Source organism: Rhodococcus sp. M8 (assembly GCF_015654185.1).
In the GTDB taxonomy this organism is placed as follows: Bacteria; Actinomycetota; Actinomycetes; order Mycobacteriales; family Mycobacteriaceae; genus Rhodococcus; species Rhodococcus aetherivorans.
Map to the genome: position 1 here is coordinate 715,230 of NZ_CP064065.1, position 19,121 is coordinate 734,350.

Here is a 19,121-nt window from a genome sequence, read left to right on the forward strand (position 1 = left end):
GGATCCCGCCGCCCGGTCAGCTCTCGGCCGGCGCCGTCTGCGTCGTGTCCGCCTCGTGGCGGGACTCGGCCGCTGCGGCGCGCGCCGCGGTGAGGTCGACCCGTAGCCGATCCCGCTCGCCGCGCAGGTCGACGATCTCGGCCCGAAGTTCGTCGCCCCGGTCGCGGGCCGCGGTCTCGGCGGCCTGGGCGGCCGCCGCCGCGATGCGGGCCTCTTCCAGGGCGCCGCGCAGCTTCTCGACGCGGGCGCGTTCCGCGGTGAGATCGGTGTCGAGCCGGACGGTGGCCGCGGCGGCCGTGGCTGCCTCTTTCTCCGCGGCGGCGCGGGTGTGCACCAGATCGTCACGCAGGGTCGCGAGTTCCGATTCGAGCCGGGCGAGCTGCTGTTGCTGGGTGGTGACGGTCGACCGGTACTCGGCGAGCTCCGCGGCGTGCGCGGCCGCGGTGGCATCGATGCGTTCCTGCCAGGTGCGCAGGGTGTCCGCGTGCTCCTGGGCCGCTCGCGTCGACTCGTCGCGATGTGCGGTCTCCAGTTCCCGGATCCGGGTGTCGTGCGCCGCGCGGGCGTCCGCCAGCTCCCGGTCGACGGCCTCGACGGCGGCCTCCGCGTTGTCGCGGTCCTCGGTCGCCTGGGCGAGTTGCTCGCGCAGGCGGGCGATCCTCGCGTCCGCGTCCGCCTTCACCTTCGCCAGTTCCGTGGTGGCCCGGTTCATCTGCGCCTCGAGCGCGTCCGGGTCGGTGAGCTTGTCGACGGCGGCGGTGATCTGCGCGGCGACGGCGCTGTACTGCTCGAGCGTCGTCGCGCTCAGGGTGCGGAGTGCGGCGACGGCGGACGCCAGGTTGGTGGCTGCTTCGGCCGGGCCCGGGGGAGTGGTCGGCTCGGCCAGCGAGGCCGCCTCCCTCTTCTGTCGTTCCCGTTCCCGGTAGGCCCTGACCCGGTCGGCGGCGGACGCGTACTTCCGCGGTCGTCCCGGCTTCGGGCGCTCGTCGGGTAGGGATTCGCCGGTGCTCGCTTCGCTCACGGAGTCCTCGTCTCGGGCAGTGGTTGCAGCCATATCTATCAGGTGGGGGAAGGGGCCGAAACACGGTTACGGAATCGGATTCATACGGAATACATTAATTTACCGAATACTCCATTCCGGTCGCTTCTCGAACGAAACCATCCGCCACACCCACGAGGAGAGGGGGCCTTCCGCCCGGGCCTTCGCGGGCCCGATATCGGACTCCGGAGTGTGCATCCGGGTTATCCGTACGTATCGAAAAATGAAAATAATTATGAAATGAAATGAATTAAATATAGTAATTCCAGTTCAAGAGGTAGTGAGGCGACGCGAAACTTGAAACGTTACGAACAAACGGTCCAGTCGCTGCTCGGGAAACGCATAGGTACGCATATATGCATGAGTTGGCTTGATCGTCATAACTCCCCCTTATGGTGAGTCAGGGGTGCGGGGGTTTCGAAAAGTGGGGAGGGTGCCGCGACGGACTCGGCGGTGGCCCGTCGGGCCCTTCCTGGCCCACCGCCGGGGCGGGGCGCACCGGGTGCCCGGCTACGGATCAGTCTGGTGCGGAACGATTTTCGAGGCCGGTCGGGCACGAAGGTGCGCCCGTTCGCCCTGCTTGCCGAACAGGCTGTGGAACTCGACCGGTGCGGCATCGGCGGCGCCGAACCAATGCGGCACGCGAGTGTCGAACTCGGTCGCCTCCCCGGGCACGAGAACCAGGTCGTGCTCACCCAGGACGAGTCGCAGCCGTCCGTTGCGGACGTAGAGCCACTCGTAGCCCTCATGGGTCTGGGGATCCGGTTCCCCACGGCTGCTGTCGGCGGGGATCACCAGCTTGTACGTCTGGATGCCGCCGGCGCGCCGGGTGAGCGGCACCATGGTTCTGCCGTGACGAGTGATCGGACGCAGATGAATGCGCGGGTCGCCGGTCGGTGGGGCGCCGGACTCGAGTTGGGACAGGGTACTCACCGAAATGCCCGTCGTCGCCGAGAGATCGGCCAACGTGGTCTCGCGCTTCCGCCGCAGGGCGCGAAGCCGGGGCCCGACCGTCTCGAGCGCTCGGTCGAGGTCGTCCATGCCCCACGCTTTGCCATATCGGCAAACAACGTTGCGGGTTTTTCCCGTCGGATCTCATAGTCGTCGTGGAGGTGATCGAGATGAGCGATCTGCTCGAAAACGAATTACGACGTGGTGGTGATCGGCGGCGGGGCTGCCGGACTGAATGCGGGGCTGATGCTCGCCCGGGCGCGGCGGTCGGTGGTCGTCCTCGATGCGGGCGCCCCACGCAACGCTCCGGCTGCCGGCGTGCACGGATTGCTGGCCCGGGACGGGGTCCCGCCGGCCGAACTGCTCGACCGCGGCCGAGACGAGGTGCGCGGCTACGGCGGTGACGTGCTGCACGCGGACGTGACCGCCGTGACCCGCCGCGAGGGCGGGTTCGAGGTGACCCTGTCCGACGGTCGGGTGCCCCGCGCCCGCCGGCTGCTGGTGACCATCGGGCTGGTCGACGAGCTTCCCGACGTGCCCGGGCTGCGGGCGCGTTGGGGGAGAGACGTGCTGCATTGCCCGTACTGCCACGGCTGGGAGGTCCGCGACGGGGCCATCGGCGTGCTGGCAAGCGGACCCATGTCGGTGCACCAGGCCCTGCTGTTCCGGCAGTGGAGCGCCGACGTCACGTACTTCACCCACACCGCGCCGGCGCCTGCCGCCGAGCAGGCGGAGCAGCTGGTCGCCCGTGGCGTCCGGGTGGTCGACGGCGAGGTGGCCGCCGTGGAGATCGTCGACGACCGCCTCACCGGGGTACGGCTGAGCAACGGCAGGACGATCGCCCGCGAGGCACTGGTGGTCGCGCCGCGGATGGTGGCGCGTGCCGGTTTCCTCGCGGCGCTCGGACTGCGGGCCGTGGAGCACCCGGCCGGGGTCGGAGAGTACATTCCCGCGGATGCGTCCGGCCGCACCGACGTCCCCGGAGTGTGGGTCGCGGGAAGCGTCACCGATCCGGCCGCCGCTGCCCAGATCAACGCCGACGTGGTCGCCGAGGAGACCCGCCGGGCGGTCGACGCCTACCGGGATCGGTTCCCGGCCCGGTCGGAAGCGCTCGTGCGCGAACCGGCAAAGGGTGGCCCCCGCTGCGGCGTGTGAACCGCGACGGACCGGTCCCTCGCGCGGCGCGCCCGAGCCGGGCGCGCCGCGCTGATCGGCGTCGCCGAGGCGGGGGTTCCGGCCGAGGCGCGTATCGTCCGTTTCGCGAAGGCGGTCGACTCGGCATGAGGAGTGGTGTCACCGTGACGAATCAGTTGTCGGGCAACGAGTCCCTCGAGGCGTCGATCTCCACGCCGGTACTTCCCGCCGGTGTGGAGGAGGCGATGCGCCGACTCCGAGCCAAGGCCGCATCGGACAACACCCGAGCTGCCTTGACCAGCGACTGGAGCAAGTTCGCCCGGTGGTGTGACGCCGTGGGCCACGTGCCGCTACCGGCGCCACCCGAACTCGTGGGCTGGTACCTCACCGAGAAGGCGGGCGAGCTTCGACCCGACGGGCGCTGGGCCTACGCCCCGTCGACCCTCGCGCGATGGGTCGCGACGATCAACAAGGTGCACGCCCTGGCGGGCCTGCCGAAGCCGGGACACCACGAGGCGGTGCGCGACGTGGTGCGCGGCATCCGGCGGACCCGTGCGACGCCCCCGGCACGCCGCACCCCACTGCTCACCGACGACATCCGTGCGATCGTCGGAGCGATGCGCGCCGCCGCCACTGAGTGGCCGGACCGCGTAGCCGAGCGCCGCGATTCCGCCCTGCTGCTGCTCGGACTGGCCGGCGCGATGCGGCGGTCGGAGCTGTCCGCCCTCACCACCTCCGACGTCGTCGCCCATCGGTCCGACGGGCTGTACGTGACGATCCGCCGATCGAAGGCGGACCGCGACGCGCGCGGACGCACCGTCACGCTTCCGTACGGCTGCGATCCCCGGACCTGTCCGGTGTGCGCCTACCGGCGCTGGCGCGAGGTGCTCGACGTGTGGGACGCGGACGGTGGGGTGGCGGTCCGGGAGCTGTTGACCGCCGATCGTGCCGCCGGCGACGAGCATTGCTGCCGCGGTGTGGCGCCGGGGGAAGGGAGTGCGGAGAGGCCCCTGTTCCGCACGATCCACCGCACCGGTGCCGTCGGGAGCGGCGCCCTGAGCGGGCAGTCGGTGCACTCGATGATCCAGCGGCGGGCGCGGCAGGCCGGGTTCGCCGCCGAGGTGGTCGCCACGCTCGGCGGGCACAGCCTGCGCGCCGGGTTCGTCACCCAGGCCGTCCGCAACGGAGCCACGACTCAGACGATCATGACGCAGACGGGGCATTCCGACGAGCGGATGGTGGCGCTCTACAGCCGCCAGCACGCCGGACTCGTCGGCAATGCCGTCACCGCGCTGGGCCTCTGACCGCGGTCAGGTGCGACCGACGGGTCGGCGCCAGGCGCTCTGGTCGGCAGTGAGCGCCGCCAGTAGGTGCTCGGCGGCGTTCAGGTTGCGGAACGGTCCGGCCAGCAGGTCCGCATAGACCTGGGACGGTGCCGCGAAGCGCAGGCCGTCGCGCCGCCGCATCCGCTCGAACACCACCGACGACCACGGCGTGGCCACCACGACGTCGGCTCCGCGATCGACGGGGCGCAGACCGAGTGCCTGGGCGAACGCGTCCGGGTCGTCGGCGTACACCTCGAGAACCTCGGCGGCCGCGTAGTCGGTGGCGCCGAGGCCGGTGATCGCATAGCTCAGGTCGAGCGGTTCGGAGAGATCGGCCCGTACGGTGCCGACGCCGTCCGGCGCGCCGAACCCCCTTGTGGTGCAGGGTTTGCGGTCCGCTGCCCAGGCTCGCAGCATCTTCTCCCAGTGCACCATGGTGATCGGGCCGCGCGGGATGCGGCGGATCAGTTCCCGCTCTCCGAGTACCTCGACGACGCGGTAGGTGGCGCCGGTGGAGGCGCCCGACAGGCGGATCAGCTCCGGCACGGACATCTCGCCGGTGAAGTCGGCAAGCGCCCGGACGACTCGCTCGGACGGTTCACCGGTGAGCACGCCCGACGGCCGGCCGGGCCCGCGCCACGGGTCGGCGTCGGCGCCCCGGTTGCGCACCCAGATCGCCGGCCGGGACGCGACGAGCGTGAGATTCCCGGTCGCGTCGGAGTACGAGATGCCGTGCTGGTCGAGCTGGCGCCGCACCGGATCGGAAAGGTAGTGCGCGCACACGAATCCCCGGTCGGACTCGGACAGTTCGGCGGCGATGCGGGCGACGTCCCCGCTGAGCACTCCGCGGGACGCGATGACGGCGTACGACACCGACTCGCCGTCGGGTGCGGTCACGAGGATGCGCTCGGGGGCGGCAGGGGAGCGGGGGCGGTCGGACGTGGCAGTCCAGCCCAGGGGCAGACACGCTTCCACCACGGCGATCGAGCGACGGTAGATGTCGATGGGGCGCTCCGGGCGGGGCCCCAGCGCGCTGTCGACCGGTTCTGTGGGCTGGGCGGATGCTGTCATGTCTTCACAATAGGTAATCGGTACGACACGGAAGCTCTTCAATTCACGAATACACCGCCATCCGGCCGACCCGGCCAGGGGAGGAGACCGCGACACGCACCCCACCACGACATCTTGATCCGGAGGGCAACCCGATTCGATCGCGGAGACGGAACGGCGGAACGGACGCGTGAGGAGGGGTCGGGCCGCCGGCTGGGGGTGAGTCGAGGGGTCCTGCTCTCGACTGACGCTTTGTAGTATCCATATTCTGAGTCTGACGGAAATAAGAAAAATACCGAAACCACCCTCACTTCACGACAAAACCGCACCCAAATACGCCAAGAACAAACAAGTCGGCAGCGGCCCAGCGGGCTACAGTCCGGGAATGCCTGCGCCACGTCCGAATCGCCCGTCTCGCCGGACTCTGCTGGTGTCGCTCGGGGCGGCGGTGACGGCCGCATACCTGGGTGTACTCGTCCTGTTCGGGGTGAGCACGCACGAGTCGCGGGAATGGCGGCCGGTGGACGTCGATGCCGACTCGGTGCTCGTGGTGGTGACGATGAAGTCGCTGCAGCCGACAGTCGACCGGGTGCATGCGGAGGTCACCATCTATCCCGGGGACTCGTTCCTCGATGCGAACGGGGCCACGCTCGCCGTGCCGCTGAGTGTGCTGCTCGTGCCGGCCGTCTCCCAGTCGGAGTTGTTCTTCCCGGCCCATTCCGTGCCCGTCGGCTACCCGGTGGAACTGCTTGCTCGCGGGCAGGCGATCCGCTGGCCGTTCGACACCTTCGATGTCACGCCGGTCGTCGTGGAGGCCGATGTGGGGGAGAAGTCGGAGCGAGAACCGGTACCGTCGGACGTGCTGATCGACGGCCGCATCGACGGGTGGGCGATCGACCAGGGGCCCGTCGTCGCCGCTCCGGAACTCGGCTTTCCCGACGGTGTCGACGGCACAGAGGTGGTGTTCACGCGCACCGGAGGCACTCTCGTGTATGCGGCGATCCTGCTGCTGATGATGGTTGTCCTCGCGGTCCTGGCCGCGTTCGTCGCGGTGCAGACGTTCCGGCGGCGCCGCGCGGTGGAGACCGACATGCTGGCGTGGATGGCGGCGATGCTGTTCGCGGTGGTGCCGCTGCGGGGCATCCTACCGGGCTCACCACCGATCGGGTCGTGGGTCGACGTGGCGGTGACCATGTGGGTGGTCACCGCCCTCGTCGCGGCTCTGACGCTGTACGTGTTCTGCTGGTGGCGCGACAGCCACCCCTCGCTCACCCGACGGTGACGACGATCCGCCCGTCGTGCACGCGCGCCGGGTAGGTGCGGACCGGGTCGATGCCGGGCGCGGTGCATCGGCCGGTGTCGAACACGAACGCGTACTGGTGCAGGGGGCATACGACGAGGTCGTCGTCGATCTGTCCGTCGGCGAGCGGTCCGCCCCGATGCGGGCACACGGCGTCCAGGGCTCGGACGGCGCCGTCGCCGAGCAGGAACACGGCGATCTGCCGTCCGCCCACCGTGTACGTGCGGCCTTCGCCCGGGGTCAGGTCGGTCAACGCGCCGACCGCGTACTCCATTGCGGTGGTCCGGCTTTCGGTCGTGGTCATCCGACCGGCACCTGCGGCAGCGGGAGCAACGGCAGCGCGGGGCTGAACTGCGCCGGCGACTTCGGGGTGGTCCGTTCGAGCCAGGGGTCCCGGTATCCCGCCACGGCCGTGCCGATGCGTTCGTCGAGTCCGGTCACGATGTCCTCCTCGTCTCGGACCAGCAGTGCCTGGAGCCGGTCGATGCCGATGCGGGGCACGAAGTCGTAGGTCCGTTCGAGCCACTTGGCGTTCTCGCGGTAGTGCTGGATGAACCGGCCGGCGAGGGCGAGGACTTCTTCGCCGGAGCCGACGGTGGCGAGCAGATCGCCCTTGCGGACGTGGGCGCCGGCGGCGCCGCCGACGTAGATCTCCCAGCGGCCGTCGCCGACCGCGACGACGCCGAAGTCCTTGCACAGCGCCTCCGAGCAGTTGCGGGGGCATCCGGCCACGGCGAGTTTCAGCTTGGCGGGTGTCTCGAGCCCCTGGAAGCGCTCCTCGAGCGCGATGCCGAGGGCGGTCGAGTCGCCGAGACCGAACCGGCAGAAGTCGCTGCCGACACAGGTCTTGACGGTGCGGAAGCTCTTGCCGTATGCGTATCCGGAGGGCATGTCCAGGTCGGCCCACACCTTGGGCAGGTCCTCCTTGCGGATGCCCAGCAGGTCGATGCGTTGGCCGCCGGTGACCTTGACCATGGGCACGCCGTACTTGTCGGCGACGTCGGCGATGCGGCGCAGCTGGTCCGGGGTGGTGACCCCGCCCTTCATCTGCGGCACCACGGAGAAGGTGCCGTCGCGCTGGATGTTGGCATGGACACGGTCGTTGATGAACAGCGCACCCCGTTCGTCGACCCAGTCGGGGCCCCACACGGTACGCAGCAGCGACGCGAGCGGCATCTTGGCAGCGGCATCCTCGCGACCGCCGGTGGCGAGTTCGGCGAAGACCTGGGAGACCGCGCGCAGGTCGCGGCGGCGGATCTCGGCGATCAAGTCCGGTTTGGCGAGCGGGATGCACGGCACGTACCAGTTCGCGGCGGGGTCCTCGGCGAGGGCGCCGCCGGCGGCGCAGGCGACGATGTCGGCAACCAGGCCCTTGCACGAGCCGCAGCCCTTCCCGGCGCGGGTGCGGGCGCACACCTGCACGAGGGTGTCGGCGCCGTCGTGGACGCACGCGACGATGTCGCCCTTGCTGACGCCGTTGCAGTTGCACACCTGGGTCTCGTCCGGCAGGGCGGCGGCGACGTCGGCGCCCTGCGGGTCGCCGAGGTCGAACAGCAGCGCCGCGCGGTCCGCCGGGATCTCGAGCTTGCCGTCGAAGGCCTGGGCGAGGGTGGCGGCCTTGCTCACGTCGCCGAGCAGCATCGCGCCGACGAGCCGGCCGTCGCGCACGACGATGCTCTTGTAGATGCCGCTGCGCGGATCGTAGAACTGGACGAACTCGTCGTCCTCGTGCTCGGGTTCCTTGACCCCCATAGAGGCGACGTCGATGCCGGCGACCTTGAGCTTGGTGCTGGTGCGGGATCCCTGGTAGGCGGCGTGCGCATTCGCACCGGTGAGGTGCTCGGCGAGGACGACCGCCTGCTCCCATACCGGGGCGACGAGGCCGTACACCTCGCCGCGGTGCTGGGCGCACTCGCCGACGGCGTAGATGCTCGACTCCTCTTCGCAGCGCATCTGGTCGTCGACGACGATGCCGCGTTCGACGACGATGCCGCCGGCACGGGCGAATTCGGTGTTGGGGCGGATGCCGGCGGTGACCACGACCATGTCGGTGTCGACGACGGTGCCGTCGGCGAACTGCACGCCGGTGACCCGGCTGTGGTCGTCGCGCAGGACGGCAGTGGTGCGGGTAGCGGTGTGGACGGTGATGCCGAGCTTCTCGATCTCGGTGCGCAGCACCCGGCCGCCGCGTTCGTCGAGTTGCTGGTTCATCAGGTGGGTGGGCGAGTGCACCACGGTGACGGTCAGGCCCTGGGTGCGCAGCCCGTAGGCGGCTTCGAGGCCGAGCAGGCCGCCGCCGACGACGACGGCGCGGACGTCGTCGTGGGCGTCGGCCATCTGCAGCATGCCGTTGGTGTCGGCGAGGGTGCGGAAGCCGAAGACGCCGCGGCCGAGCCGGCCGTCGGGTTCGCGCAGGCCGTCCATGTTGGGGAAGAAGGTGTTCGACCCGGTCGCGACGACGAGCAGGTCGTAGGGGACCTGCCGGCCGGATTCGCACGTGACGACCTTGCCGAACCGGTCGAGGTGGGTCGCGCGGTCGCCGGCGTGGAGGGTGACTCCGTTCTCCCGGTACCAGCTCCTGGGGTTGAGGACGAGTTCGGCGTCGTCGACGTCGGCCTGGCCGGCCAGCACGTGGGAGAGCATGATCCGGTTGTAGTTGCCGTACGGCTCGTCGCCGATCATCGTGATCTCGAACTGGTCCCGGCCGCCGCGCGCGAGGATCTCCTCGACGGTGCGGGCGCCGGCCATGCCGTTGCCGACGACGAGCAGCCGTCGGCGCGGGCCGTGGGGGTGCGACGCGGTTGGGGTCATGCGTCCAGGGTTGCCGGGGGCGGTGACGGATCGGCGGCACCGGGGTTACGCGGCGGTCAGGAAGTGCTCACCGCCGCCGGGGAGGGGGTGTCAGCCGGGGGTGGTGTCGCGGCGTGGCATCGCCAGCGGGGCGACGACGGCGAGCACGAGGGCGGGCACGACGAAGCTCGCGACCGGCGCCGCGGCATAGAGCGGCGTCAGCGCCAGCGGGGCGACGGCGCCGCCGGAGAACCGGAAGGCCTGCACCACGGAGACGGCGCCGCCGCGGTTGCGGCCCCGGGAGCCGAGGACCGCGGCGTTGACACCGACGAGCACGCACTGCGAGGCGATGCCGGCGACGAACCAGGCGGCCGCGACCAGCCACAGCAGTCCGGCGGTGCCGGCGACGACGACGAGGGCGGCGCCGGCGAGGGCGCCGAGCAGCACGGTGCGGCGGGCGCCGATGCGGTCGATGAGGGTGCCGACACGGCGGGCAGTGAGGATGCCGGCGACGCCGAATCCGGTCAGGAGCAGGCCCCGCTGGGTGGGGGTCAGGCCGAAGACGTCCTCGGCGCGGAAGGCGAGCAGGAAATTCAGGCCGCCGAGGGCGCCCCAGCCGAGCAGTGCGACGACGCCGATGCGCAACACGTCGGGGCGCAGCGCGTCGCGCAGCCGCGGCGGTGGCTCTCCGGTGGGGGCGGTCAGCTGTTCGGGCAGCCCGATCACGGCGAGGACGGCGGCGGCGGCGGCGATCACGACGAACGCCCACCGCCAGTCGACCTCGGCGGCCAGGCCCCCGACGAGCGGGGCCGAGGTCTGCCCGGCGGCCTGCATCGCCCCGAACAGGCCCAGGGCGCGGCCCAGCCGTGCCCGCGGCACGATCGCGGCGAGCGCGGCGAGCAGCAGCGGGGTGGTGAAGGCGTTGGCGATGCCCTGCAACGCGCGGGACGCGAGCAGCAGCCCGAGGGTGGGGGCGAGCGCGGACGCCAGCGACGCGCAGGTGTAGGCGATGTACGCCGTGCGGACGGTGCGGACCCGTCCCCACCGTGCCCCGAGGGTGCCGGAGACGAGCATCGTCAGCGCGAACGGCCCGAGGTACGCGGTGAGCGTGCTCGCGGCCGCGCCGGCGCTCACGCCGGTGGCCGCGCCGATCTCCGGCAGCACGGACGCCACGACTCCACCGCCGAAGGGTCCGAGGAATCCTCCGGCGTAGAGGGCGGCACGCTGCAGCGAGGCGCGTGCCGCGCTCACTGGGTGAAGCCGCCGGGGCCCCGTCGCCGCAGGTAGCGTTCGAATTCGGCGGCGAGGGCGTCGCCGTCGATCTTGGCGATGACCTCGGAGATGTCGGATTCGGCGTCGCCGCGTTCCTCGAGGGCCCGCACGTATTCGGCGATCTCCTCATCGTCCTCCGTCATCGCGGTGACGGTCTGTTCCCACTCCTCGGCGAGGATCGGCAGTTCGCCGAGAGGCACCTCGAGGTCGAGGACGTCCTCGACACGGCGCAGCAGCGCGACGGTGGCCTTGGGGTTGGGGGGTTGCGACACGTAGTGGGGGACGGCGGCCCAGAACGACACGGCGGGCACGCCGGCGCGGACACACGCATCCTGCAGGACCCCGGCGATGCCGGTGGGGCCCTCGTACCGGGAGCCTTCCAGGTTGAAGCGTTTGGCGGCGTCGGTGCTGTAGGCGGTGCCGGTGACGGGGACGGGCCGGGTGTGCGGGGTGTCGGCGAGCAGGGCGCCGAGGATGACGACGGTGTGCACGCCGATCTCGTCGGCGAGCTCGATGATGGCGTCGCAGAAGCTGCGCCAGCGCATGTTGGGTTCGATGCCGCGCAGCAGCACCACGTCGCGGTCGCTGCCGGGGGGTGAGCACACCGACAGGCGGGTGGCGGGCCATTCGATCTCGCGGGTGACGCCGTCGACGAGACGCACCATGGGGCGGTTGACCTGGTAGTCGTAGTAGTCCTCGGAGTCCAGTTCGGCGAACGGTTCGGCGTCCCAGATGAGCTCGAGGTGTTCGACGGCGCCGCTGGCCGCGTCCCCGGCGTCGTTCCACCCTTCGAACGCGGCGACCAGCACCGGGTCACGCAGGGTCGGCACGTCCGGTTCCGGGGTCTCGGCGAACTCGCTTGCACTCACCTGTCCAGCCTACGGCGAGAGCCGGACGGGCCGCCCACTAGTCTGGAGCGCATGTCCACCCCATTGCACTCTGCCTTGCTCGATGCGCTTTCGCAGCGCGTTGTCGTGGGAGACGGGGCGATGGGCACGATGTTGCAGGCCGCGGATCTGAGTCTGGACGACTTCCGCGGCCTCGAGGGGTGCAACGAGATTCTCAACGACTCCCGGCCCGACGTCATCCGGGGGATCCACCGGGCGTACTTCGAGGCCGGGGCGGATGCCGTCTCCACCAACACCTTCGGCTGCAACCTGCCCAATCTCGCCGACTACGACATCGCCGATCGCATCCGTGACCTGTCCGAACGCGGCGCCCGCCTGGCCCGGGAGGTGGCCGACGAGATGGGTCCCGGCCCGGACGGCATGGGCCGGTTCGTGCTCGGCTCGATGGGTCCGGGCACGAAGCTGCCCACCCTCGGTCACGCCCCGTTCGCCACGCTGCGCGACGCCTACACCGAGTCGGCGTTGGGCATGCTCGACGGCGGCGCCGACGCCATCCTCGTCGAAACCTGTCAGGACCTGCTGCAGGCGAAGGCCGCGATCGTCGGCAGCCGCCGCGCGATGGAGCGGGCGGGCCGGCGCATCCCGATCGTCACCCACGTGACGATGGAGACGACCGGCACGATGCTGCTCGGCAGCGAGATCGGGGCGGCCCTGACGGCGCTCGAACCCCTGGGCATCGATCTGATCGGGCTGAACTGTGCGACCGGCCCGGAGGAGATGAGCGAGCACCTGCGGCATCTGTCCAAGCACGCCCGGTTGCCGGTGTCGGTGATGCCGAACGCGGGCCTGCCGGTGCTGGGAGCGAACGGCGCCGAGTACCCGTTGACGCCGGAAGAGCTGGCGGAGGCGCTGAGCGGATTCGTCGCCGAGTTCGGTCTGGCGCTGGTCGGCGGCTGCTGCGGCACCACCCCCGAGCACATCCGGCAGGTCGCCGAGGCGGTGCACGCGACCGAGCGCGCCGAGCGCGGCCCCCGGCCGGAGCCGGGCGTGTCGTCGCTGTACTCGGCGGTGCCGTTCGAGCAGGACTCGTCGATCCTGATGATCGGGGAGCGCACCAATTCGAACGGGTCGAAGGCGTTCCGGGAGGCGATGCTCGCCGGGGACCACCAGAAGTGCCTGGACATCGCGAAGGACCAGATCCGCGACGGCGCGCACCTGCTGGATCTGAACGTGGACTATGTGGGCCGCGACGGCGCCGTCGACATGGCGGACCTGGCGGGCCGGCTGGCGACGGCGTCGACGTTGCCGATCATGATCGACTCGACGGAGCCGGACGTGATCCGGGCCGGCCTCGAGCATCTCGGGGGCCGGTGCGCGGTGAACTCGGTGAACTACGAGGACGGCGACGGCCCCGGTTCGCGGTTCGAGCGGATCATGGAGCACGTCGTCGAGCACGGCGCCGCGGTGGTGGCGTTGACCATCGACGAGGAGGGCCAGGCCCGCACCGCCGAGCACAAGGTGCGCATCGCCGAGCGGCTGATCGCGGATCTGACCGGCAGGTGGGGGCTCGGCGAGGAGGACATCATCGTCGACGCCCTGACGTTCCCGATCTCCACCGGTCAGGAGGAGGTCCGCCGGGACGCCATCGAGACGATCGAGGCGATCCGCGAGATCAAGCGGCGGCATCCGCGGGTGCACTTCACCCTGGGCATCTCGAATGTGTCCTTCGGCCTGAACCCCGCGGCGCGGCAGGTGCTGAACTCGGTGTTCCTGCACGAGTGTGTGCAGGCGGGGCTGGACACGGCGATCGTGCACGCGTCGAAGATCCTGCCGATGGCGCGGATCCCGGACGAGCAGCGCGAGACGGCGCTGGATCTGGTGTACGACCGGCGGCGCGAGGGCTACGACCCGCTGCAGAAGCTGATGGCGCTGTTCGAGGGGGTGTCGGCGGCGTCGTCGCGGGAGTCCCGCGCGCAGGAGCTGGCCGCGCTGCCGCTGTTCGAGCGGCTCGAGCGGCGGATCGTCGACGGCGAGCGCAACGGGCTCGAGGAGGATCTGGACGAGGCGATGCAGACGACCCCACCGTTGGCGATCATCAACGACACGCTGCTGTCGGGGATGAAGACGGTCGGGGAGCTGTTCGGCTCGGGGCAGATGCAGCTGCCGTTCGTGTTGCAGTCCGCCGAGGTGATGAAGGCGGCGGTCGCGCATCTCGAGCCGCACATGGAGTCCACCGGCGACGAGGGCAAGGGCCGGATCGTGCTGGCCACCGTCAAGGGCGACGTGCACGACATCGGCAAGAACCTCGTCGACATCATCTTGAGCAACAACGGCTACGAGGTGGTCAACCTCGGCATCAAGCAGCCGATCGCGACGATCCTGGACGCGGCGGTGGACAAGAACGCCGACGTGATCGGCATGTCCGGGCTGTTGGTGAAGTCGACCGTGGTGATGAAGGAGAACCTCGAGGAGCTCAACCATCGCGGGGTGGCGGAGCGGTTCCCGGTGCTGCTCGGGGGTGCCGCGCTGACCCGCTCCTACGTGGAGAACGACCTGGCCGAGATCTACGAGGGGCAGGTGTCCTACGCGCGTGATGCGTTCGAGGGCCTGCATCTGATGGACCGGGTCATGGCCGTCAAGCGCGGCGAGGGCCCGGCGGCGGACAGCCCGGAGGCGATCGCGGCGCGGGAGAAGGCCGCCGAGCGTAAGGCCCGGCACGAGCGGTCGCGGCGGATCGCGGAGAAGCGCAAGGCCGCCGAGACGCCGGTCGAGGTCCCGGAGCGCTCCGATGTGGCCGCCGACCTCGAGGTGCCCACCCCGCCGTTCTGGGGCACCCGGGTGGTCAAGGGGGTGGCGCTGGCCGACTACGCCGGCCTGATCGACGAGCGGGCGCTGTTCCTGGGGCAGTGGGGGCTGCGCGGGCAGCGCACCGGGGACGGTCCCACGTACGAGGAGCTGGTGGAGACCGAGGGCCGGCCGCGGCTGCGGTACTGGCTGGACCGGCTGTCCACCGAGGGGATCCTGGCGCACGCTGCGGTGGTGTACGGGTACTTCCCGGCGGTGTCGGAGGGCGACGACGTGGTGGTGCTGGCGGAGCCGCATCCGGATGCCGCCGAGCGCTACCGGTTCACGTATCCGCGGCAGCAGCGCGGCCGGTTCCTGTGCATCGCCGACTTCGTGCGGTCGCGGGCGGATGCGCGGGCCGAGGGGCAGGTGGACGTGCTGCCGTTCCAGCTGGTGACGATGGGGCAGCCGATCGCGGACTTCGCGAACGAGTTGTTCGCGTCGAACTCCTACCGGGACTATCTCGAGGTGCACGGCATCGGTGTGCAGCTGACCGAGGCGCTGGCCGAGTACTGGCACCGGCGGGTCCGGGAGGAGCTGGTGCTCGCCGGCGGCCACACCCTGGCCGAGGAGGATCCGGCGGACGTGGCCGAGTTCTTCAAGCTCGGCTACCGCGGGGCGCGGTTCGCGTTCGGGTACGGGGCGTGCCCGAATCTCGAGGACCGCGTCAAGCTGGTCGAGCTGCTCGAACCGGGCCGGATCGGGGTGGAGCTGTCGGAGGAGCTGCAGCTGCATCCGGAGCAGTCCACCGACGCGTTCGTCCTGCATCACCCGGAGGCGAAGTACTTCAATGTCTAGTGCGGTGACCACGTCGACGCTGCGGGCCGTCCTGTGGGACATGGACGGCACCCTGCTCGAATCGGAAACGCTGTGGGACATCGGGATCCGGGAGCTGTCGCTGCGCCTGGGCGGGCCGATGACGGACGAGACACGGCGGGCGACGATCGGGGCGTCGAGCGCGTTCGCATTGCGGACGGTGTTCGCGTCGCTGGATCTCGCACCGGATCCCGACGCCCTGGCCGCGGCGAAGGCGTGGCTGTACGGGCGCATGGGGGAGCTGTTCGCGCAGGGGCTGCCGTGGCGGCCCGGGGCGCGTCGGACGCTGGGGGCCGTGCGCGCCGCCGGGCTCGGGTCGGCGCTGGTGACCAACACCGACCGGACGTTGTGCGAGTTCGCCCTGGACACGCTCGGGCGCGAGCACTTCGACCATTCGGTGTGCGGCGACGAGGTGCCGGCCGGCAAGCCGGATCCGGCTCCGTACCTGCGGGCGGCGCAGCTGCTGGGGCTCGAGCCGGCGCAGTGCCTGGCGGTGGAGGACTCGCCCACCGGGGCGGCGGCGGCGGAGGCCGCGGGCTGCACGGTGCTGGTGGTGCCGTCGCTGACGGAGGTGCCGACCTCGCCGCGGCGGGTGTTCCGCGAGACCCTGGACGGGCTGACCGTCGCGGACCTGCACGCGCTGCACCTGCCGGGGGTGTGCTGAGGTGGCGATCCCGAAGATCGTGTTGTTCTATCGGTTCACGCCGCTGGCCGATCCGGAGGCGATCCGCTTGTGGCAGCACACCCTGGCGGCGTCGAACGATCTCACCGGTCGCATCCTGATCTCCGAGCACGGCATCAACGCCACCGTCGGGGGCGACATCGCCGACGTCAAGCGGTACGTGCGCGGCACCCGCGCGTACGCGCCGTTCGCCGACGCCGACATCAAGTGGTCGGACGGCACGGGGCGGGACTTTCCGCGCCTGTCGGTGCGGGTACGGCCGGAGATCGTGACCTTCGGGGCGCCGCACGAGCTGAAGGTCGACGAGCACGGGGTGGTCGGCGGTGGGGTGCACCTGTCGCCGCACGGGCTGCACGAGCTGATCGGCGAGCGCGGCGACGAGGTGGTGTTCTTCGACGGGCGCAACGCGTTCGAGGCGGAGATCGGCCGGTTCCGCGGGGCGGTCGTGCCGGATGTGGGGACCACGCGCGAGTTCGTGTCGGTGCTCGACAGCGGCCGCTACGACCACCTCAAGTCACGTCCGGTGGTGACCTATTGCACGGGCGGGGTGCGCTGCGAGGTGCTGTCCGCGTTGATGCGCAACCGCGGGTTCGAGCAGGTGTATCAGCTCGACGGCGGCATCGTCCGGTACGGGGAGACGTTCGGCGACGACGGGCTGTGGGAGGGTTCGCTGTACGTCTTCGACGGCCGCACGAACGTCGAGTTCTCGGACGCGGCGGCGGTGTTGGGCCGGTGCACGCTGTGCCGGGCGCCGACCTCGCGCTACCGCAACCACCCGGACGTCAACGGCCGGGAGCTGAGCCTGGTGTGCGAGGCGTGCGTGCCGGACCCGGTCGGGCCCTGACGGTGGCTGCGTCGCCGCTGCCGGTACGCGACGGTCTCGGCCCGGACCGGCTGCGGCTGCCCGTCACCGATCCCGCCCCCACGATCCTCGGGTTCCTGCGCGGCGCCGAGCCCGGCGAGGACTGGCACCGCCACGTCGCGGCCGGTGAGCTCGTCGACGAGCACGGCCGGCCGGTGACCGCGCAGACCCGGTACCAGCCGGGCCGGTTCGTGTACTTCTACCGGGAGCCGCCGCCGGAGGTGCCGGTGCCGTTCCCGGTGACGGTCCTGCACCGCGACGAGGGGCTCCTCGTCGTGGACAAGCCGCACTTCCTGGCGACGATCCCGCGGGGCGCGCACATCCGGGAGACGGTGGTGGTGCGGCTGCGCCGGGAACTCGGGCTGCCGGACCTGGTTCCGGTGCACCGTCTGGACCGGATGACGGCGGGCGTGCTGCTGTGCACCACCGATCCGGGATTGCGGGGGCCGTACCAGCAGCTGTTCGAGCGGCAGCGGGTGCGCAAGGTGTACGAGGCGATCGCCCCGTACCGGCCGGGACTCGAGTTCCCCCGCACGGTGCGCAGCCGGATCCGTAAGCGGCACGGCGAGCTCACGGCCGTGGAGGAGCCCGGCGAGCCGAACTCCGAGACGCGGATCGAGCTGCTCGAGCGGCGCGGGGACCTGGCCCGGTACCGGCTGCATCCGCGGACCGGGCGCACCCATCAGCTGCGGCTGCACCTGAGCTCGCTGGGGACGCCGATCGTCGGGGACAACTTCTATCCGCGGTTCCGGCGCCGCGCGCCGGACGATTTCTCGGATCCGCTGCGGTTGCTGGCGCGGACCGTCGAGTTCGACGATCCGCGCACCGGGCGGCGCCGCCGGTTCGACAGCGGCCTCGCCCTCGAGTTCTGACGGTCCGGGCCGGGCGCCCGGGACGGTCGCGGCACTGGGTGCGGGAGCACGCTGCGGTCATGAAACAATGAACCCCCGTGAAGACCTTCGATTCCCTGTTCGCCGAGCTGTCCGAGCGTGCCGTCACCCGTCCCGAGGGGTCCGGCACCGTTGCCGCCCTGGACGCCGGCGTCCATGCGCAGGGCAAGAAGGTGATCGAGGAGGCCGGCGAGGTGTGGATCGCCGCCGAGTACCAGAGCGACGAGCAGCTGGCGGAGGAGATTTCGCAGTTGCTGTACTGGGTGCAGGTGCTGATGGTCGGGCGGGGTCTGAAGCTAGAGGACGTCTACAAGCATCTGTGACGGCTCGCCGTCGGGCATGTGTGACGGCTCGCCGTCGGGCAGCCGCCCGGGGCCGGCCGTCGTGCCCTCGAGACCTTCCGCATGTTCCTTCCCTGCTCTTCGCACCGTTGCCGAAAGGACCGTCCATGCTGCGCGTCGCAGTTCCGAACAAGGGCTCGCTGTCCGAGTCCGCCGCCGAAATCCTGCGCGAGGCCGGATACCGGCGCCGCACCGACTCGCGCGACCTGACCGTCATCGACCCGGTCAACGACGTCGAGTTCTTCTTCCTGCGCCCGAAGGACATCGCCATCTACGTCGGTTCCGGCGAGCTCGATCTGGGCATCACCGGCCGTGACCTGGCGCTGGATTCGGCGGCGCCGGTCACCGAGCGGCTCGCTCTGGGGTTCGGGTACTCCTCCTTCCGCTACGCGGCGCCGAAGGGCCGGGACTGGAAGATCGAGGACCTCGCCGGCCTGCGGATCGCGACGTCGTACCCCAACCTGGTCCGCCGTGATCTGACGGCGCGGGGGATCGAGGCGACGGTCATCCGCCTCGACGGCGCGGTGGAGATCTCCATTCAGCTGGGGGTGGCCGACGCGATCGCCGACGTCGTCGGCTCCGGCCGGACGCTGCGCCAGCACGATCTGGTGGCGTTCGGGGAGTCGCTGTGCGACTCGGAGGGCGTGCTGATCGAGCAGGAGGGCGCGAGCCGCGGCGATTCGGCGCGCAACCAGCTCGTCGCCCGCATCGAGGGCGTGGTGTTCGCGCAGCAGTACGTGATGCTCGACTACGACTGCCCCAAGCCGGTTCTCGACGAGGCGGTGCAGATCACTCCGGGTCTGGAGTCGCCGACGATCTCACCGCTCGCCGACGACTCGTCGGTGGCGGTGCGGGCGATGGTGCCGCGCAAGGGCCACAACGCGGTGATGGATCGGCTCGCCGAGATCGGGGCGCGGGCGATCCTGGCAACGGACATCCGGTCGTGCCGCGCGATGCGCGGCGCCGAGTAGCCGCGG

General features: G+C 70.9%; 16 protein-coding genes. 9 read left to right on the top strand and 7 right to left on the bottom strand.

The features are described 5' to 3' along the window. Window positions 1-16: 16 nt before the first annotated feature. Both ISO16_RS03315 and ISO16_RS03320 read right to left on the bottom strand, forming a co-directional pair. Window positions 17-1,021 (bottom strand): hypothetical protein, encoded by a 1,005-nt coding sequence (locus tag ISO16_RS03315; RefSeq protein WP_072635262.1) that lies wholly within the window; start codon window positions 1,019-1,021, stop codon window positions 17-19. A 528-nt stretch (window positions 1,022-1,549) separates the two neighbouring features. Further along, complete coding sequence (locus ISO16_RS03320) at window positions 1,550-2,080, bottom strand: helix-turn-helix domain-containing protein (RefSeq protein ID WP_072635263.1); 531 nt, start codon at window positions 2,078-2,080, stop codon at window positions 1,550-1,552. A gap of 156 nt (window positions 2,081-2,236) precedes the next feature. On the opposite strand from ISO16_RS03320, the gene ISO16_RS03325 reads away from it, so the two are divergent. Beyond that, the gene (locus ISO16_RS03325; RefSeq protein WP_230304556.1) at window positions 2,237-3,145 is read left to right on the top strand and encodes an NAD(P)/FAD-dependent oxidoreductase; all 909 of its coding nucleotides are present in this window, start codon (window positions 2,237-2,239) and stop codon (window positions 3,143-3,145) included. Between the two features lie 224 nt (window positions 3,146-3,369). Continuing rightward, window positions 3,370-4,428, top strand: coding sequence for a tyrosine-type recombinase/integrase (locus ISO16_RS03330; protein ID WP_230304557.1), 1,059 nt, complete (start codon window positions 3,370-3,372; stop codon window positions 4,426-4,428). 6 nt (window positions 4,429-4,434) lie between these two features. Here the strand turns inward: ISO16_RS03330 and ISO16_RS03335 are convergent, their stop codons facing one another. Continuing rightward, the gene (locus tag ISO16_RS03335; protein WP_072635264.1) at window positions 4,435-5,520 is read right to left on the bottom strand and encodes a hypothetical protein; all 1,086 of its coding nucleotides are present in this window, start codon (window positions 5,518-5,520) and stop codon (window positions 4,435-4,437) included. A 364-nt stretch (window positions 5,521-5,884) separates the two neighbouring features. Here ISO16_RS03335 and ISO16_RS03340 point away from each other — a divergent pair, with 364 nt between their 5' ends. Then, window positions 5,885-6,781, top strand: a complete 897-nt coding sequence (locus ISO16_RS03340) for a DUF4436 family protein (RefSeq protein WP_230304470.1) — start codon at window positions 5,885-5,887, stop codon at window positions 6,779-6,781. On the opposite strand, the gene ISO16_RS03345 is transcribed toward ISO16_RS03340, so the two are convergent. From ISO16_RS03345 to ISO16_RS03360, 4 genes are all read right to left on the bottom strand, one after another. Next, window positions 6,768-7,103 carry a Rieske (2Fe-2S) protein gene (locus ISO16_RS03345; protein ID WP_006931155.1) on the bottom strand — a complete coding sequence of 112 codons (336 nt, stop codon included), beginning with the start codon at window positions 7,101-7,103 and terminating at the stop codon, window positions 6,768-6,770. The genes ISO16_RS03340 and ISO16_RS03345 overlap by 14 nt on opposite strands. Beyond that, window positions 7,100-9,610, bottom strand: a complete 2,511-nt coding sequence (gene nirB / locus ISO16_RS03350) for a nitrite reductase large subunit NirB (protein ID WP_072635265.1) — start codon at window positions 9,608-9,610, stop codon at window positions 7,100-7,102. The genes ISO16_RS03345 and nirB overlap by 4 nt, the downstream gene beginning before the upstream one ends. A gap of 90 nt (window positions 9,611-9,700) precedes the next feature. Beyond that, complete coding sequence (locus tag ISO16_RS03355; protein WP_072635266.1) at window positions 9,701-10,840, bottom strand: MFS transporter; 1,140 nt, start codon at window positions 10,838-10,840, stop codon at window positions 9,701-9,703. Further along, complete coding sequence (locus ISO16_RS03360; protein ID WP_072635267.1) at window positions 10,837-11,730, bottom strand: PAC2 family protein; 894 nt, start codon at window positions 11,728-11,730, stop codon at window positions 10,837-10,839. The genes ISO16_RS03355 and ISO16_RS03360 overlap by 4 nt, the downstream gene beginning before the upstream one ends. A 51-nt stretch (window positions 11,731-11,781) precedes the next feature. On the opposite strand from ISO16_RS03360, the gene metH reads away from it, so the two are divergent. The 6 genes from metH to hisG all read left to right on the top strand — a co-directional run bounded on the left by metH (window position 11,782) and on the right by hisG (window position 19,115). Then, window positions 11,782-15,351, top strand: coding sequence for a methionine synthase (gene metH, locus ISO16_RS03365; RefSeq protein ID WP_072635268.1), 3,570 nt, complete (start codon window positions 11,782-11,784; stop codon window positions 15,349-15,351). Beyond that, on the top strand, window positions 15,344-16,033 hold the full coding sequence (locus ISO16_RS03370) for an HAD family hydrolase (protein WP_072635269.1): 690 nt from the start codon (window positions 15,344-15,346) through the stop codon (window positions 16,031-16,033). Before metH ends, ISO16_RS03370 begins: the two co-directional genes overlap by 8 nt. 1 nt (window position 16,034) lies before the next feature. Continuing rightward, entirely contained in the window at window positions 16,035-16,895 is an 861-nt protein-coding gene (gene trhO / locus ISO16_RS03375; RefSeq protein ID WP_006931162.1) for an oxygen-dependent tRNA uridine(34) hydroxylase TrhO, read from the top strand. A 2-nt stretch (window positions 16,896-16,897) separates the two neighbouring features. Next, a complete protein-coding gene (locus ISO16_RS03380) occupies window positions 16,898-17,785 on the top strand; it encodes a pseudouridine synthase (RefSeq protein ID WP_072635325.1) in 888 nt (295 codons plus the stop codon). Between the two features lie 77 nt (window positions 17,786-17,862). Further along, window positions 17,863-18,126: a phosphoribosyl-ATP diphosphatase gene (locus ISO16_RS03385; RefSeq protein ID WP_003937712.1), complete on the top strand. Its 264-nt coding sequence runs from the start codon at window positions 17,863-17,865 to the stop codon at window positions 18,124-18,126. A 125-nt stretch (window positions 18,127-18,251) separates the two neighbouring features. After that, entirely contained in the window at window positions 18,252-19,115 is an 864-nt protein-coding gene (hisG, locus tag ISO16_RS03390) for an ATP phosphoribosyltransferase (protein ID WP_006931171.1), read from the top strand. Window positions 19,116-19,121 lie beyond the last annotated feature (6 nt).

Bases quoted from the DNA above. Each gene is read 5' to 3' on its own strand.
- ISO16_RS03320 (WP_072635263.1), bottom strand. From the start codon at position 2,080: ATGGACGACCTCGACCGAGCGCTCGAGACGGTCGGGCCCCGGCTTCGC.
- ISO16_RS03325 (WP_230304556.1), top strand. From the start codon at position 2,237: ATGCTCGCCCGGGCGCGGCGGTCGGTGGTCGTCCTCGATGCGGGCGCC.
- ISO16_RS03330 (WP_230304557.1), top strand. From the start codon at position 3,370: ATGCGCCGACTCCGAGCCAAGGCCGCATCGGACAACACCCGAGCTGCC.
- ISO16_RS03335 (WP_072635264.1), bottom strand. From the start codon at position 5,520: ATGACAGCATCCGCCCAGCCCACAGAACCGGTCGACAGCGCGCTGGGG.
- ISO16_RS03340 (WP_230304470.1), top strand. From the start codon at position 5,885: ATGCCTGCGCCACGTCCGAATCGCCCGTCTCGCCGGACTCTGCTGGTG.
- ISO16_RS03345 (WP_006931155.1), bottom strand. From the start codon at position 7,103: ATGACCACGACCGAAAGCCGGACCACCGCAATGGAGTACGCGGTCGGC.
- nirB (WP_072635265.1), bottom strand. From the start codon at position 9,610: ATGACCCCAACCGCGTCGCACCCCCACGGCCCGCGCCGACGGCTGCTC.
- metH (WP_072635268.1), top strand. From the start codon at position 11,782: ATGTCCACCCCATTGCACTCTGCCTTGCTCGATGCGCTTTCGCAGCGC.
- ISO16_RS03370 (WP_072635269.1), top strand. From the start codon at position 15,344: ATGTCTAGTGCGGTGACCACGTCGACGCTGCGGGCCGTCCTGTGGGAC.
- hisG (WP_006931171.1), top strand. From the start codon at position 18,252: ATGCTGCGCGTCGCAGTTCCGAACAAGGGCTCGCTGTCCGAGTCCGCC.